Source organism: Streptomyces sp. NH27 (assembly GCF_056859195.1).
On sequence record NZ_JACEGK010000182.1, the window covers coordinates 1 to 13,577 of the forward strand.

The following is a 13,577-nucleotide window of genomic DNA, read 5'->3' on the forward strand; positions in this document are numbered from 1 at the left end:
TGGTTGTCCCCTGCCCCCGTGCCCCTGCGTCACGGGCGAGCGCCCCACTGTAAACGGCGGACGCCCCGCTCCGCCCGGGGATACCGGGGAAAGCGGGGCGCCGTTGTGGTGCCTTGGTGGTGCCTTGGTGCGGTCGGGCGGGAACCCGGCTACCGCGTACCGCGCTGCCGTCAGACGGCGGCGTCCTCCTCGGTGAGGAGGTTGCGGGTGCGGTTCGAGTCGAGCGGGATGCCCGAGCCCATCGTGGTGGAGAGCGCCGCCTTCTTGATGTAACGACCCTTCGCCGCGGACGGCTTGAGGCGCAGGACCTCTTCCAGCGCCGCCGCGTAGTTCTCCACCAGCTTGGTGTCGTCGAACGAGACCTTGCCGATGATGAAGTGCAGGTTCGAGTGCTTGTCGACGCGGAACTCGATCTTGCCGCCCTTGATGTCCGTGACCGCCTTCGCCACGTCCGGGGTGACCGTACCGGTCTTCGGGTTCGGCATCAGACCACGCGGGCCGAGCACACGGCCCAGCCGGCCGACCTTGCCCATCAGGTCCGGGGTGGCGACGACGGCGTCGAAGTCGAGCCGGCCCTTCGACACCTCGTCGATCAGTTCGTCGGAGCCGACGATGTCGGCTCCCGCGGCTTCCGCGGCCGCAGCACGGTCACCGGTCGCGAAGACCAGGACCCGGGCGGTCTTGCCGGTGCCGTGCGGAAGGTTCACGGTGCCACGGACCATCTGGTCGGCCTTGCGCGGGTCGACACCCAGGCGGAAGGCGACCTCGACGGTCGAGTCGAACTTGGTGGTCGCGGTCTCCTTGGCGAGACGGACGGCCTCCAGAGGCGCGTACACGCGCTCCCGGTCGATCCTGGCGTCCGCAGCGCGGAGAGACTTGCTGCGCTTGCTCACTTGCTGCTCCTACGTTGTCTTGGAGTCGTGGTCCGAGCCGAGCAGGCCCTTCCACTCACTGCCGGGGTGCTCCAGGTCGGCACGTCGGCCCGCACCTGGTCGCGAGGCGTCAGCCCTGGACGGTGATGCCCATGGAACGAGCCGTACCCGCGATGATCTTCTCCGCGGCGTCCAGGTCGTTCGCGTTCAGGTCGGGGAGCTTCGTGGTGGCGATCTCCCGCACCTGCTCACGGCTGAGCGAGGCGACCTTCTTGACGTGGGGCTCGCCGGAGCCCTTGTCCACGCCCGCGGCCTTCAGGATGAGCTTCGCGGCCGGCGGGGTCTTGGTGATGAACGTGAAGGTACGGTCCTCGTAGACCGTGATCTCCACCGGGACCACCATGCCGCGCTGCGACTCGGTGGCCGCGTTGTAGGCCTTGCAGAACTCCATGATGTTCACGCCGTGCTGGCCCAGTGCGGGGCCGACCGGCGGCGCCGGGTTGGCCGCACCGGCGTTGATCTGGAGCTTGATCAGCCCCGTGACCTTCTTCTTCTTGGGAGGCATTGCTCTCTCCGGGTCTTGTTGAGAGTGTTCATGCCTGCGAGCAGGCATACCGCACCACGATAGCGGGTATCTGGCCGCGCCCTGAAATCGTCAGGTCACCGCGGCGTGCGGAGAAGCTTCACCCGACCCCCGAGAGGGCCCTGAAACGTGAGCGCCACCAGCGGCCCGGTGTCCACGATGATCACTCGCCGAAGCCCTCCGCCAGGTAACGGTCGGCGTTCCGCGCCAGATCCTCCGGACCGGCTCCCGCGCCGAGTGACTTCGGCATCGGCGGGCGCGGCCCCACGCCGAGCCGGTCGGCCGGCTCGGCCACGATGCGGATGCCGCCGCCGGGCAGGCCCTGTTCTCGTAGAGCCGTAGAGCGTAGAGCCGTAGCGCCCTCACACGGCGCCGGCGGACTCGGGGCCGGCCTGCTCCGGGAAGAGGGTCGCCGCCACGTGCCGGGTGTCCGCGTACTCGATGACGGAGCTGATCCGGCCGTCGCGGACCGTGTAGATCCCGATACAGCGGTTGTCGTACGTGCCGCCGTACACGGTCTGCGCCTGCGAGGTCCACTCGGCGACCACGCGGTCGCCCTCGGCGATCGTGCTGACCAGCTCGACCTTCATCGTGCCGGGGACGAGGATCGGCCCCATGCCGCCCAGGAAGTCGTTGACGATCGCGTCGCGGCCGTGCCACACCTTCGAGATCGGCAGATCGCCCGGGTAGTGCCAGGTCGCGTCCTCGGCGAAGCTCTCGCGGATGACGTCGGCGTCGCCGTCGCGGACGGCCTCGACGTAGCGGATGACGACGGCCCTGGGCTCGGTGATCGCGGTCATGATCGAACTCCTTCGGTTGGTTCTGCTGGTCGTTTCGGGGATTCGGTTGCTCAGGAGATGGTGTGGTCGCTCAGGAGACGGTGAGCACGGCCTTGCCGCGGATACGGCGGTCGCTCAGATCGGTGAGGGTGGTCGCGGTGTCGGACCAGTCCGCGACGCGTCCGATCTCGGGGTGCAGGCGGCCTTCGGCGGTCAGCCGGACGAGCGCCGCCAGGTCGTCGCCGAGGCCGCTGTCCGCGTCGAGGTAGTGGAAGTGGCGGATGACGGCCGACTCGGGCCCGTTGAAGAAGTCGAAGAAGTCGAGCGTCGCCGGGGTCCGGCTGGCCTGGCCGAACCAGATGAGCGTGCCACGCTTCGCGAGCCGCGCGAGGGCCACGGAAAGCGCCGTACCGCCGGTCGACTCCAGCACGACGTCGTACGGTCCGCGTGCGTCGGCCGGTTGGTGGACGATCTCGGCCGCGCCGAGTTCGGTGAGCCGGGCCCCGCGTTCCGCGTCCCGGGTCACGGCGGTGACCTCCGCCCCGGCGGCGGCCGCGAGTTCGGTCACGTAGTGCCCAACTCCCCCTGACGCGCCGGTCAGCAGCACGCGCCGCCCCAGCACGGGCCCGGCCGCACGCAGCAGCCGCAGCGCGGTGAGCCCGGCGAGCGGCAGCGCCGCGCCCTGGAGTGCGGAGACGGTGTCCGGCAGGACCGCGAGGGCGTTGGTCGGCACCGCCACGAATTCCGCCCAGCCGCCCGCCATCGGATGGCCGACGACGCGCGCGATGCCGGTCGGCCCGCTCCCGTCGGCGGCCGGCTGCACCACGAGCCCCGCGATGTCCTTGCCGGGCCGTTCGCCGGGCGCGGGCGCCTCCAGCTTGAACGTCTCGCCCCGGTTGACCGAGAACGCCTCCACCCTCACGAGCGCCTCGTCGGCGCGCGGCGTCGGCTCGGGAACGTCGGCGAGCACGACCGGCTCGGCGGGATCTCCGGTCGGTATCAGGGCTTTCATCGTTTTTGCCTCCTTGGCTGCGACTGAGTACATCTCAGCGGGTGAGGCGGTGGCCGGGCCAACAACGGAGCCCCCCGACCGACAACGCGGGGTTGTCGCCTACGGTCAGCGGCATGGACCTCGACCTCGCCCTGGTTCGTGCGTTCGTCGCGACCGCCGAGACACTGCACTTCGGGCGCGCCGCCGAACAGCTCGACACCAGCCAGCAGGCGCTCTCGAAGCGCATCGCGCGCCTGGAGTCGCTGCTCACCGTTCGGCTCTTCGAACGGGAGGGCGGCACCCGGTTGACCGAGGCCGGTGCGCGATTCGAACCGGCCGCGCGCGAGGCCCTCGCGGCGGGTGAGCGCGCGATCGCGGCGGCGCTGGGTGCCGGGCCGGTCGTACGTATCGACGTATGGGGCCATCTGTACGCGCCGATGCGCACCGTCGCGCAGGCGGTGGAGGCGCTCGCCACGGTGCGATTGGAGCCCGGCCCGGCACGTGACTGGCCGTCGGTCGCGGACGCGCTACTGCGTGGTGACACCGACCTGGGTTTCGGCCGGCTGCACCCGCTGCCCGGCGGGCGCGACGCGGGCCTCGCCCAGCGGCTCGTCCGCCTGGAGCCCGTCGACGCGGTGGTCAGCGCCAGCCACCCGCTGGCCGACGCGCACGAACTGCGCCCGGCCGACCTGCGCGACAGCACCCTGTGGTGCCCGGCCGAGCTGACCCGCCTCGACTTCCTGCGGCGCTTCGCCGACGAGTTCGGGCTCCCCCGCCGCCAGGACGGCCCCAACCTGGGCCTCGACCACCTCGTCCAGCACATTCGCGGTGACGCGACGTGCTTCACGCTCTTCCCCAGCGACGCGCCGCTCCCCGACCACGCAGGTCTGCGCTCCATCCCGCTCACCGCGCCGACCCCGCTGTACGCCTGGTCGCTCGCCTGGCGCGAGTCCCACCGCCACGCCCAACTCGACGCCCTGCTGCGCGGCTTCACGGAAGCGGGCCGCACCCGGCGCTGGTTGGACTACGCACCCGAGCGGGACTGGCTCCCGGACGCGGACCACGCGAAACTCGCGAGTCCGGCGCGGGAATGACGCGCGGGCTCGCCCTTTTGCCCGCCACCGGTTCCCCCCACGGCCCCTGGCCCGCCGGACCCGCCACGCGGATCAACGCGGCCGAACGGGCGGATGACCGCCACAGCACGGCACGCACTTTAGAGCAAAAGAGCTTTATCTAGAGCCTAATTGGCTCACCTAGCGGAGGATCTGCCCGGTCACACGCCGAAGCCGCCGCCACGGACGGCGGCCACGAACGCGGCGAACGACTCCGCCCGGAAGAGCAGGGCCAGGCCGGCCTCGTCCTGCGAGCCCCGCGCTCGTCCGGTCGGCGTTCACGCACACCCCAGGCCGTGTACACGGATGCGCGTACACTTACGCCATGGCTGAGAACACTGTGACCGTACGGGAAGCCCGCGCGCACCTTGCGGACCACATCAACCACGCCGAAGAAGGCACGCCTACCGTCATCACCCGTAACGGCGAGCCCGTAGCGGCAGTGGTGCCGATCGCCGACTTCAACGCTTTGGAAGAAGCAGCCGACGTGCTGCTGGCCCGGGAGGCGGAAGCGGTCCTGGCCCAGGGCGGCCCGACGGTGAGCATGGCCGAACTGCTGGCAGACCTGTTCACCGAGCGCACCGACGGCGCGGCGTGAAGTACGCGTTCCGCTTCACCGCAGCGGCACAACGTCAGCTTCGGGCCATCGACCGGCCCGCCGCGATGCGCATCCTGACCGCGCTGACCATGCTCGGCGACGATCCTTACCGCGAGGACGCCGACATCAAGAAGCTCACCGGTCCGTCGGGGCTCTATCGGCTCCGCGTCGGCAACTACCGGGTCGCCTACCAGATCGAGGACGGCGAACTCATCATCCTCGTCGTCAAGGTGGGCGACCGACGCGACGTCTACCGCGCCATCTGACAGCGGGCCGTCCGGCGCCGATGCGGTGGTCGCACGAACCGGGGCAGACCTCGGGCAATACCCGCCGAGTTCGCTGCTCTCCGGCGGCTCCGGGTTCACGGCCGGCCAAAAGGGGCGGGCGGATCCACCCACCTTTTACTGGGCGGGAATTGCTGTCAGTGGGGATGGCTACCGTCCTGGCTCTGCGGTGATCGTCGTCGACCACCGCTTTCCGACCGAAAGGGCCCGTGGTGACCGATATCTTCGCCGTGTCCATCGACGCTGTTGAGGGACGCACACTCCGCGGAAGGGTGCACCTCATCAATCCTGACGTCCCGTTCGTCCCTGAGCATGCCTCCTTTCCGCTGGCGCTCAGCTGATGGACGCATGGTTCCTTCTCGCGAACGGCTTTCTCCGTGACGGCGGCGGCATGCCCAAGCGTCCGGATCGGTATCCCTTTTCCGCGGAGCGGGGCAAGGAGATCGTGGCCGGCATGCGGATGAGGGAGGAGTTTTCCGAGCTCCACGACATTTTCGGAGGTAAGAAGATACGAGTCAGCGAAGACGGATATCTGCTGACAGATGACGGCAAGACCGTGCTCAGGCCCAGGCGCACGGCGAAAGCCGTGTACGGACAACTGGGCTATGGCTCGGGGCACGACGGAATCTCCCGCTATGTCGATGGTCGGAACGACCCCGAAGAGCTCTGCCGACGAGCCGCCGAAATCGTGACCACCTACAGCACCGGCCCCATCCGCAACCTGCCACTCTGGAGTGAGGTTGCGGCACTCGAAGACGCGGAAGAGCCGTGGGATGAGCAGGATCGCGAGGAACTTGCCGAACTGGAGGGCGAAGCCGATCTGTCCGACTGGCGGCCATGGATGCTGACACGCACCCGCTCATTCGACGAGAAGCCTTACAAGGACATCACCGTGACGGTGCGCAACGCGGAATATCTGGAGCACCTGGTCAACGGCATGCGCTGGTCGACAGTCCACACCGAAGACGTCGACTAAAGTAAGGTGGAATCCCATGTCGCGAACTCGCGCCAAGCACAAGGAGGCGGAATGCTCGCTAACCCGTCGGCGCTGGCGGCCGGAAGGCGTCATTCGGTCGGACGGCGCTGGGATGGAACCGTTCTCGCTGTGGGCAATACCGCAGCCGCTGAATGTCGTGTCGAGCGGTGGGAAGACGTCGTCGCGGTGGCAGCCGGCAACGTCCATACCGCGACGAACACGGGCAGGTCTCATACGGTGGGACTCCGGTCGGACGGCACGGTGCTGGCAACGGGGTGGAATGGCGATGGGCAATGTGATGTCGCCGGATGGCGAGGCGTCACGGCCGTATCCGCAGGCTGGCGCCGCACGCTCGGGCTACTCGCGAATGGCCGCGTGCTAGCAGTTGGCCGGAGTTCAGAAGGACAGTGCGACGTGCAGTCCTGGCGCGAGATGGTCGTCCTCTCGTGTGGTGACTGGCACTCGGTCGGCGTCCGGTCGGACGGTTCCGCACTGGCCGCGGGGAACAACCGACGACGGCAGTGTGCCGTTGAAGGGTGGCGTGACCTAGCCGCCATTTCGGCCGGGTATCTCCATACCGTCGGCCTCAGAGCCGGCGGGCGGGCAGTAGCGACCGGAGACCGGGCAACCGGGGCGTGCGAGGTCGATGAGTGGGAAGACGTGGTGGCGCTCGGCGCGGGCAGCTACCACACCGTCGGGGTCACTGCGTCCGGACGGGTCCTCGCAGCGGGAGACAACAGCTACGGACAGTGCGAAGTCGGCGATTGGCGCGACATTGTCGCCGTGGCGGCCGGTTCAACGCACACCCTTGGCCTGCGCGCCAACGGCACAGTCGTGACCGCAGGGAACAATGCCGACAGACGGTGCGAAGTCGATGCCTGGTCCGGAGTCCAGCTTCCATAGGCATCCGGGCTGCGCCAACGTGAACTGACATGCCATCATTCACGAGCCCCAGAGACCTCGTTCTGATTCCAGTCTTTAAGACCGACCGTGCTGGTCGAACGACCGATGCGGCAGGCAGGCCCACGTCCACCGCTGCCCACCGCTGCCCACAACCAACGCGTGATAGTTGGAGGATCGACCCTTGGGACGTCGGTTCCACCCTGACTGGCTCATCCCCGGCAACATTCACTATTACCTTCCCGACAACCATCGTTTGGCCGGCCGCCTCCTTGGGCAACGCCTGCGGGCCGTGACGCGGCTTCTCGATGTTCCCGCCGAGGACGAACCACGTCTTGAGCACGGGCCCGCGCTCTTGACCAGTCACCTTCGCGATGTGTGGGGTGCGACTGACAACGACCGGCGGCACTCAAATCTGCGTCGGAACGCACCTGACCGACTTGATGCTCGGCGAAGTGGCGTTCCTCACTCCCACGGAGGTCGGCCCTGGCCTTGTACTACGCCTCACTGTGAACCGACCCTCTCGACGACAAAGCCGACCATCCACTGGCATCGCCCCATCACCTGCATGGAACGACGACGCCGTGTCGTCAGGATGGGCCCACCGGCCTTGTCGCATCGCGTATTCGATCAGGGCCTCAACCTCGGCCTTGGGCACCGGAGCCCGCCCGTCGCTCAGGATGCGCAGCGACACCGCCAGGTCCGCGAAATCCAGCGCGGCGTGCCGGCCTTGCTCGTCGGTGGCCGCGTCCACCACGACCTGCGTCCACCAGTGGTCGACGACCTCGAAGGGGCCACCGTCGGACAGCGTCCCCAACTCCGCAAGGAAATCGTCGCGAAGGCGCCCGATGCACCGCCCCACGGGTGGCGCAAAACGGTGACGTAACCCGTCCGGTCGACCACGCTGCGCGATAGCCTGGCTCTCGCCGACACCCCGGCGCGTGCCGGGGGAACGGGGCGGGCGGAGGCACACATGACCGAACGATGGGAGCCGGATCCCATGGCGTCGTTCACACGACGACTGGGGAAGTCGTCGCGCGAACTGGGGCAGACCTCGGGCAATACCGGTTGCCCCGACATGTGGGAACTGGACAACGGCGACTTCGCTGTCATCGGAGCGGATCTCACCGACCGCTACGAGGGCCGGCTGCCGGACGACGTGAGCGTCGATCATACGGAGCGGCTGGTCATCATCCCCCGCGCGACCGTTCTCGCCGCCAAGTCGGACATTCCGGATGCCTAGCCCGCTCGGTGACGCGGTCGGCGAGAGCCTGTCCCTCGACGCCTTGTTCGCCGATGTCGAGAAGCACTTCTGGAACAGCGGCGACCTGGGGTTCTGGAAGCTGGAGCGGCAGCAGACCTTCAGAGAACCCGGCAACGACAGTTGGGAGGCGTTCGCCCGCGGCGACTGGGACGAGTCGCTGCGCCTCCTGGAAGCGGGCCGGGCCGACCTGACGCAGTATCACCGCAAGATCGACCAGCACGGCTTCGCGGCCCGCCGGGTCCGGGTGATCGAAGAGCCCCTCACCGACTATCTGCAGTGGGAACTGCACGCGTTGCGGGTGCGCGACGAGAGCGGCGGCCCGATCCGCGTCCTCGACGCCGCCCACGTCGCCCGATTCGAGGCGGACGGCCCCCTCCCGGAGATCTACACGCTCGGAACCGACGTGCTGTACGAGGCGGTCTACGACAGCCAGGGCGCCCTGGCGGCCGGGCGCAAGTTCACCGATCCCCAACTCGTGCTGCGCTGCCAGCAGTTCATCGCGAGCCTCTACGACGCCGGCGAACCGCTGTCGGGCTGGTTCCACGAACACGTGGCGACCCTGCCGCCCCCGCCGGCTCAGCCCCGGGGATGAACGACGGGGCTGAGCACGTCAACCGGTTCGAGGACTCGGCCTCGGCGGGAGAAGTAGTCCAGGCCAGAGACGTGCACGGCGGGGTGCACTTCCACCAGAGCCCAGTTGCCCCAGCCCTGGTGCCCCACCAACTCCACGGTGATATCCGGCACTTCGTCAACCGCGACCGGGAGCTGGCGCGCCTGGACAGGCTCGTGTCGGAGGTCCGGGACGAGCCGCACGTCGTGCCGATTGCGGTCATCACCGGCTCGGCCGGCGTCGGCAAGACCTCACTCGCGCTGCACTGGGCCCATACCGTCCGGCCACGCTTTCCGGCCGGCGAACTCTACGCCGACCTGCGCGGCTACACCGCGGGCACTCCCGCGCCGCCGACGGAGATTCTGGGCCGCTTCCTCGAAGACCTTGGCATACCCGCCGAGCGGGTACCGGTCGGCCGGGAGCGCAGAGAGGCCCTGTTCCGTACGGTCCTGGAAAACCGGAGCGTCCTCATCGTCCTCGACAACGCCACGAACAGCGCACAAGTCCGTTCGCTGCTTCCCGCGTCCGTGGGCTGCCTTGTCGTCGTCACCAGCCGGGACGACCTGTCCGGTCTGGTCGCCCTCCAAGGCGCGCTGAGGATGGAGATCACGACGCTGTCGCCAGCAGACTCCGTCGCACTGCTACGCGCCGCCACCGCCGAATACCGGCGTCGGGATCGCCGGGCCGACCTGGCGGAGTTGGCGCGGCTGTGTGCCGGACTTCCCCTGGCGTTGCGTATCGCCGCCGAACGCGCAGCGGTCCGGCCGTCGACGGCACTCGGAGAGCTGGTCAGCGGACTGCGAGACCTGACGGCGCGATGGAATGTTCTGACGGCCGAGGACGAGGAAGGGTCCGGCGCCATGCGCAGTGTCTTCGAGTGGTCCTACCGGGCCCTGCCGGACTCCGCAGCCCGACTGTTCAGGCTGCTCGGTCTGCATCCGGGAAACCAGTTCGACGTTCCGGCCGTCGCAATCCTGACTGGGCTTGAACCACCGCAGGCACGCGCCCTGTTGGATGTCCTGGTCCGCGCCCACATGCTGGAACGGCGACCGCCCGACCGCTACGAGTTCCACGACCTGCTGCGGGACTACGCGGCCGAGCAGGTCCGGCGGGAGGAGAGCGAGCAGGAACGGGCAGCGGTTCTCGGGCGCTGCCTCGCGTGGTACCTCCACACTGCGTGCGCAGCCGGGCGTGTCATCGCACCGTATGACAGCTACGTCCTCGACCAGCGCGTCCCGGCACCAGCAGGGACGCTCGCCTTCGACCGGTACGAGTCGGCGTTCAGCTGGTACCGCACGGAAAGCGCCAATCTCGTCAGCGCCACCCGGACCGCGGCCAAAGACGGACACCCCGAGGTGGCCTGGCGCCTCGCGGTGGTGCTACGCGCCGTCTACATGCACCAGAACGCGTTCGACGACTGGACGGCGACGGCCCGGATCGGCGTTGCAGCCGCCGTGCATGCCGGAGAGGAGGCAGGGCAGGCGGAGGCACTGGAAAACCTCGGCAAAGCGTCCTTCCAAGCCTTGCGGCTGGACGAGGCCGAGGAGTGTCACCGCTCTGCCCTCGCCATTCGCCGTCGTCTGGGCGATCAGTACAGCACCGGCGTATCGATCAACGCCCTGGGCCTGCTCGCACTGCGCCGCCGCCGGTTGGACGAGGCCAAAGACCGATTCGAGGACGGTACGAAGATCTTCCGCGAGCTCGGCGACCGACGCTGGACGGCGCTGATGCGGAGCAACCTGGCAGAGACTTTGTGCGAGTTGGGCCGCTACGAGAAGGCAGGGCAGATCGTCGAGCGGGCGTTGACCGACTTCCGCAGCCTCGAAGACCACTCAGGCGGGGGCAACGCGCTGTACCTGCTGAGCTGGGCACGCCGCGGGTCGGGCGACGTCGTCTCGGCCGGGCAGGCGATCAGCGCCGCCTTGTCGATCGCCCGCGAAGAGGACAATCAGGTGTGGCGAGGCCACTGGCTCACAGAGTCGGCGCGGGTGGAGCAGGCGCGGGGCGAACCGCAAGAGGCCCGACGGCTGTTTCTGGAGTCCGCCGCCGTCCAGCACCGCCTGGGCGACGCCGCCCGCGAAGCCGCCGCGCTGGATGGAGCGGGCCGGGCGCACCAGGCGCTCGGCCGTCCCGAGGAGGCGGCGAAGCTGCACCGCCGGGCCGTCACGATCTACCGCGGCCTCGACACCGACTGGCAGTTGGCGAACGCGCTGGAGCATCTGTCCGGCGCACTCGGCTCCCTCGGCGAACACGCGGATGCCCGCGCCGCTCGGCTGGAGGCGCTGCGCCTGCTCGCTCCGTTCGACGACCCGCTGGCGGTGATGCTGACCGACCGCGTAGCGCGGCAACTCGGCGCCGATGGACCGCGGATGAGGAGGATCGAGGACTAGTTGTCGTCCGGCACCGGTTCCGACGACGTGATCCACACGGGACCGTCGGCACAGTCCAGGCGGAGGCCGTCGGCCGGGGTGAGGCTGGTACGCAGCACCTTCAACCGACGGCCGTCGACGGTGGCGACCGGACCGCGACCCGCGCCCATGAACCGGAAGGTCCGCACCTGGTTGTGCACCTCGCGTGCTGCCTTCGCCGGGTCGACCACGAAGAACTCGGGCTCCAACAGCCCCGCGTAGCTCCCGCCGACCGCCGCCTGCGGTTCGCCGGCCGACGGGTCCGGCGCACGGTCCAAGGCAGAGGCGAGCAGCCCGCGGACCACCGGTGCCAGATCGGTCCACAGCGCCTCCTGGGTGGCGTCGTCCGGGATCGGAACGCCGTCCTGCTGGGCGAGCACGGGACCGGCGTCGAACTCCTCGTTCATACGGTGCACGCTCACGCCGAGGTGCGGGTCCCCGTTCCTGATCGCCCACAACACCGGAGCGGGGCCACGGTACTTGGGCAGCATCGAACTGTGGATGTTCAGCACGCCGTAGCGTGGGATGTCCAATACGGAGCGCGGCAGCCGCCACGAGAAGCCGTAGCAGACGACGAGATCCAGCCCGTATCCGCGCAGCGCGGCACCCAGGCCCTGCGCGCTGCCGGGCAGCAGCAGATCCGTCCCGGCGGGCAGCGCGGCAGTGATCCGCCCCACCACCGCGCCTGCGTCCTCGTCCGTGGCCGTCCTGGGCCGCATCGAGCGGGAGTACGCATAGACGACGGGTTCGTGACCACGTTCCACGCAGGTCTCGTGAAGCGCGGCGAACTCGGCTACACCGAACGAGAGCAGACCGATCCGCATGGAATTCACCACGCGGTGATGGTAGCGGCCGACGGGCTCCGCTTCCGCGGATCGGTCCGGTCAGGCGCCGAAGCTGCCGTCGCGGACGGCGGCCACGAACGCGGCGAACGACTCCGCCGGGAAGAGCAGGGCCGGGCCGGCCTTGTCCTTCGAGTCCCGCACGGCCACCTGCCTGGTGGGGGCGAGGTCGGCGACCTCTATGCAGGCCGTGCCGTTTTCCTGGCTGTACGACGACTTGAACCAGGCGTCTTCGGCTACGAGGTCGGGCGCCGTGCGATGCGTCATGTGGATCAGATCTCTCCGGCTAGTCGGTGCAGGAAGGTCGGCGTCTCGCCAGGAGCAAGCGCGCCCGCCCGGAGGGCATCGAACTTACGGTTGAACGCCCAGACCGTGGTGTCTTTGTCGCTGACGTTCGAGCCGTCAGGCATGTCCGACTGAACGACCGTGAGCTTTGGCGCCTCCAAGTCCAGCAGAATGAAGTTGGTACTGGAGCGATAGGTGGCGCTGGCCAACGGCAAGATCTGGACCGTCACATTATCTAGCTTCGTCAGCCGGATGATCTCCTCGTACTGCTCCCGCATGACGTCCGGGCCACCGATGACGCGCCGAAGTGCGGCCTCGTCGAGGATCGCCCAGACCTCCAGCCGGCCGTCCTCTCGGGTGAGACGTTCCTTGCGCTCCATCCGAATGCGGATGTTGCGTTCGACGAACTCCGTGGTGGTCTCTTCTACGGGCTTGGCCGCCAGGAACATCTCCCTGACGTAGCGCTCGGTTTGGAACAGGCCCAGCACGACGTTCGGCTGCCACGCGCGGATCGCGCGTGCGCCCGTCTCCAGCCCTACGTACATCGCCATGCCGGACGGCATCACACTGCGGTACTGCGACCACCAGCCGCGGTTCAACGAATCCCGGTGGATCTCCGCGAGGAAGTCGATGTCGTCCTGGCTCTCAACTCCGTACCGCTCAAGGAGAACTCGCAGCTCGGCGGTCGACTTGAGAGCGGTCAGGCCGTTCTCCACCCGGTAGAGCTTGGTGATGGAGAGGTCCAGCTCGTTGACCGCCTCCGCGAGGGTGAATCGAGCCTTTTCCCGCAACCGGCGCAGTTCCGCGCCGAGTTGCATTCGCCGAACGGTGGGTCCGGTCGGTGCCGCCATGAGTCTGCCTCCCCAGGTTCCGAGTCTACGAGTTCGGCGCAAGAGCTCCGAGCCGTTAACGGACAGTCCGCCGTCCGTCACTCGGAGCGTACGGCAACACATATGCCGTTCGGGGCGAAATTTACGAACTTGCTTGCTCTCGGGTTTTCCGGGGCCGGACGATTGGAGGGCCGTCAGGGCAATCGGCCCTGGTCGGAAGCCACTTCACCCGCCCTCCCCCCG

Annotated in this window: 17 protein-coding genes; 9 read left to right on the plus strand and 8 right to left on the minus strand. The window is 68.6% G+C overall.

What is annotated here, in order from left to right; translation table 11 throughout:
- Nucleotides 1-170: 170 nt before the first annotated feature.
- The 5 genes from rplA to AC13HU_RS16840 form a co-directional block, all read right to left on the minus strand.
- Nucleotides 171-893, minus strand: coding sequence for a 50S ribosomal protein L1 (rplA, locus tag AC13HU_RS16820; protein WP_483042684.1), 723 nt, complete (start codon nucleotides 891-893; stop codon nucleotides 171-173).
- A gap of 109 nt (nucleotides 894-1,002) precedes the next feature.
- Nucleotides 1,003-1,437, minus strand: a complete 435-nt coding sequence (rplK, locus tag AC13HU_RS16825) for a 50S ribosomal protein L11 (RefSeq protein ID WP_483042685.1) — start codon at nucleotides 1,435-1,437, stop codon at nucleotides 1,003-1,005.
- 181 nt (nucleotides 1,438-1,618) lie between these two features.
- Nucleotides 1,619-1,750, minus strand: a complete 132-nt coding sequence (locus AC13HU_RS16830; protein ID WP_483042686.1) for a hypothetical protein — start codon at nucleotides 1,748-1,750, stop codon at nucleotides 1,619-1,621.
- A 67-nt stretch (nucleotides 1,751-1,817) separates the two neighbouring features.
- Entirely contained in the window at nucleotides 1,818-2,255 is a 438-nt protein-coding gene (locus tag AC13HU_RS16835; protein WP_483042687.1) for a nuclear transport factor 2 family protein, read from the minus strand.
- Between the two features lie 70 nt (nucleotides 2,256-2,325).
- Nucleotides 2,326-3,246 (minus strand): zinc-binding dehydrogenase, encoded by a 921-nt coding sequence (locus tag AC13HU_RS16840; protein ID WP_483042688.1) that lies wholly within the window; start codon nucleotides 3,244-3,246, stop codon nucleotides 2,326-2,328.
- A gap of 113 nt (nucleotides 3,247-3,359) precedes the next feature.
- Here AC13HU_RS16840 and AC13HU_RS16845 point away from each other — a divergent pair, with 113 nt between their 5' ends.
- The 9 genes from AC13HU_RS16845 to AC13HU_RS16885 all read left to right on the plus strand — a co-directional run bounded on the left by AC13HU_RS16845 (nucleotide 3,360) and on the right by AC13HU_RS16885 (nucleotide 11,359).
- On the plus strand, nucleotides 3,360-4,319 hold the full coding sequence (locus tag AC13HU_RS16845) for a LysR family transcriptional regulator (RefSeq protein WP_483042689.1): 960 nt from the start codon (nucleotides 3,360-3,362) through the stop codon (nucleotides 4,317-4,319).
- A gap of 343 nt (nucleotides 4,320-4,662) precedes the next feature.
- Entirely contained in the window at nucleotides 4,663-4,935 is a 273-nt protein-coding gene (locus AC13HU_RS16850; RefSeq protein WP_483042690.1) for a type II toxin-antitoxin system Phd/YefM family antitoxin, read from the plus strand.
- Nucleotides 4,932-5,201: a type II toxin-antitoxin system RelE family toxin gene (locus tag AC13HU_RS16855; RefSeq protein WP_483042691.1), complete on the plus strand. Its 270-nt coding sequence runs from the start codon at nucleotides 4,932-4,934 to the stop codon at nucleotides 5,199-5,201. The genes AC13HU_RS16850 and AC13HU_RS16855 overlap by 4 nt, the downstream gene beginning before the upstream one ends.
- 358 nt (nucleotides 5,202-5,559) lie before the next feature.
- Entirely contained in the window at nucleotides 5,560-6,195 is a 636-nt protein-coding gene (locus AC13HU_RS16860; RefSeq protein WP_483042692.1) for a hypothetical protein, read from the plus strand.
- Between the two features lie 51 nt (nucleotides 6,196-6,246).
- Nucleotides 6,247-7,098: an RCC1 domain-containing protein gene (locus AC13HU_RS16865; RefSeq protein ID WP_483042693.1), complete on the plus strand. Its 852-nt coding sequence runs from the start codon at nucleotides 6,247-6,249 to the stop codon at nucleotides 7,096-7,098.
- 565 nt (nucleotides 7,099-7,663) lie between these two features.
- Complete coding sequence (locus AC13HU_RS16870) at nucleotides 7,664-7,981, plus strand: hypothetical protein (protein WP_483042694.1); 318 nt, start codon at nucleotides 7,664-7,666, stop codon at nucleotides 7,979-7,981.
- 87 nt (nucleotides 7,982-8,068) lie between these two features.
- On the plus strand, nucleotides 8,069-8,338 hold the full coding sequence (locus AC13HU_RS16875; RefSeq protein ID WP_483042695.1) for a hypothetical protein: 270 nt from the start codon (nucleotides 8,069-8,071) through the stop codon (nucleotides 8,336-8,338).
- Nucleotides 8,331-8,951 (plus strand): DUF6879 family protein, encoded by a 621-nt coding sequence (locus AC13HU_RS16880; protein WP_483042696.1) that lies wholly within the window; start codon nucleotides 8,331-8,333, stop codon nucleotides 8,949-8,951. The genes AC13HU_RS16875 and AC13HU_RS16880 overlap by 8 nt, the downstream gene beginning before the upstream one ends.
- A gap of 119 nt (nucleotides 8,952-9,070) precedes the next feature.
- Nucleotides 9,071-11,359 (plus strand): ATP-binding protein, encoded by a 2,289-nt coding sequence (locus AC13HU_RS16885; RefSeq protein WP_483042697.1) that lies wholly within the window; start codon nucleotides 9,071-9,073, stop codon nucleotides 11,357-11,359.
- Here the strand turns inward: AC13HU_RS16885 and AC13HU_RS16890 are convergent.
- The 3 genes from AC13HU_RS16890 to AC13HU_RS16900 are packed head-to-tail and all read right to left on the minus strand — an operon-like array spanning nucleotide 11,356 to nucleotide 13,355.
- Nucleotides 11,356-12,213, minus strand: a complete 858-nt coding sequence (locus AC13HU_RS16890; protein ID WP_483042698.1) for a methionyl-tRNA formyltransferase — start codon at nucleotides 12,211-12,213, stop codon at nucleotides 11,356-11,358. The genes AC13HU_RS16885 and AC13HU_RS16890 overlap by 4 nt on opposite strands.
- Before the next feature lie 48 nt (nucleotides 12,214-12,261).
- Nucleotides 12,262-12,486, minus strand: coding sequence for a DUF397 domain-containing protein (locus AC13HU_RS16895; protein WP_483042699.1), 225 nt, complete (start codon nucleotides 12,484-12,486; stop codon nucleotides 12,262-12,264).
- Nucleotides 12,487-12,491: 5 nt separating this feature from the next.
- Nucleotides 12,492-13,355 carry a helix-turn-helix domain-containing protein gene (locus AC13HU_RS16900; protein ID WP_483042700.1) on the minus strand — a complete coding sequence of 288 codons (864 nt, stop codon included), beginning with the start codon at nucleotides 13,353-13,355 and terminating at the stop codon, nucleotides 12,492-12,494.
- Between the last annotated feature and the right edge of the window lie 222 nt (nucleotides 13,356-13,577).